Source organism: Shewanella sp. 11B5, assembly GCF_002836795.1.
GTDB lineage: Bacteria > Pseudomonadota > Gammaproteobacteria > Enterobacterales > Shewanellaceae > Shewanella > Shewanella frigidimarina.
Genome location: NZ_PJAP01000794.1, coordinates 1 through 1732 on the forward strand (window position 1 = coordinate 1; position 1732 = coordinate 1732).

2 protein-coding genes are annotated in these 1732 nt (G+C 42.5%); one reads left to right on the top strand and one right to left on the bottom strand.

The genetic code is table 11. From position 1 onward, the window contains the following. On the top strand, positions 1 to 504 hold a 504-nt coding region (locus tag CXF78_RS16525), incomplete at its 5' end, for a transporter associated domain-containing protein (RefSeq protein ID WP_308302270.1). 32 nt (positions 505 to 536) lie between these two features. Here CXF78_RS16525 and ilvY read toward each other — a convergent pair. Continuing rightward, the gene (ilvY, locus tag CXF78_RS16530) at positions 537 to 1409 is read right to left on the bottom strand and encodes an HTH-type transcriptional activator IlvY (RefSeq protein ID WP_102037391.1); all 873 of its coding nucleotides are present in this window, start codon (positions 1407 to 1409) and stop codon (positions 537 to 539) included. Positions 1410 to 1732 lie beyond the last annotated feature (323 nt).

Consider the following 1732-nt stretch of genomic DNA (forward strand, 5'->3'; position numbering starts at 1 on the left):
ATTAGGGTGATTAACGGCGAGAACATCACCTTAAAAGGCAGTACGTTAGTACATAACTGCCTTATTATTCCTGATACGTTGACCTTGTCTGAGTCGATGGAATATTTTAAGAATAATCGTTCCGACTTTGCGGTGGTGATGAACGAATATGCTTTGGTTGTTGGCATTGTGACCACCAATGATTTACAAAGCGCCGTTATGGGCGCGTGGTCATTACATGAAAGTGAAGAACAAATTGTTGCCCGTGATGGTAACTCTTGGTTAGTCGATGGGGTGACACCGATTACTGATGTAATGCGAGCATTTAATATTGAAGTGTTCCCGCATAATCAAAATTATGAAACCATTGCTGGTTTTATGATGTATATGTTACGCAAAATTCCCAAACGTACTGACTTTGTCAATTATGCAGGTTACAAATTTGAGGTAGTCGATATTGATTCATACAAAGTCGACCAACTACTGGTTACTCGGCTAGACATTGAAATGCCGCCTCTGCCTTAAGCAAATTATTTTAAGCAATCTACACGGCGCCATTAAATGATGTCTAAAAACGCACGAATGATTGGATCATTGGTGCGTTTTTCTTTGCAGCAGCAGCCTAATTCAAATGGCGGGATCGGGATTGGCGAAGCTAGAGTTTGGATGCGATCGCGTACCGGACTATTGTGGATCACCGCTTCTGGGCTTATACCAACACCACAGCCGAGCGCGACCATGGAGACAATAGCTTCCTGACCAGAGACTTGGGCATAAATATTGGGTTTTATGCCCATTTGCTTAAACCACAAATCAATCCTTTTTCTGCCGGGACCATGGTCCGGTACGATATAGGGCAGTTTAGCCCAGTCAATTTTTGCTTGGCTTACCCATTGCTGAACTTGGCATTGTATTGTGGGCGCAATGACGCAAATCGGTACTTTATCAATCGGGGTAAAATGCAGACTGGCAGGGAAAGCTTCCGGCAATGCAATAATCGCGATATCGGCGCGATTTTTTTGAATTTGATTTACCGCATTAGCTGGATCTCCGGTGTTGAGATTAATATCGACATGGGGATGCTCACGTCTAAACCGATCTAACAGTGCCGGTAAATGGCTATAAGCTGCGGTAACTGAGCAGTACAAATTAAGATTGCCACGTAAAAATTGCTGGCTTGGGTCAATACGACTGCGCAGCTGGGTCCATTCCGATAATGTCTGTTCTGCAAAACGTTTAAATTCAACGCCCGCGTGGGTAATAGTGACGCTTCGATTGTCACGGTCAAATAATTTACTACCCACTTCATCTTCTAAACGCTGCAACGCACGGCTTAAGGTTGATGGGCTGACATGCGATTGCTCCGCCGTTTTGGCAAAATGCAGGCTATCGCATAAGTGTAAATACATTTTAAGTGAACGGATATCCATCACAGCACCTTCAAGCACGCATTAAGTTGAGTGTAAGTTAAATATTAGGTTAAGCATTCCATGTTGCATTAATTGCAACGTCATGTCCCGAATATATCATTTTAAGCAATCATATGCATGCGCTATAGTGACTTCAATCACAACGCTTAAGGTCGCTGACTTATAAGATGTTGAGTCCCAAATTACTAAATTTTAAAGGTGGTATCAGATGGCTAACTATTTTAACTCTCTGAATTTACGTCAACAATTAGCTCAACTAGCACAATGCCGCTTTATGGACCGTACTGAATTCAGTGACGGTTGCCAATATATTAAAGATTGGA

What these genes read in the sequence shown, in the direction of transcription:
- ilvY (WP_102037391.1), bottom strand. Translation starts at nt 1,409, where the DNA reads ATGGATATCCGTTCACTTAAAATGTATTTACACTTATGCGATAGCCTG.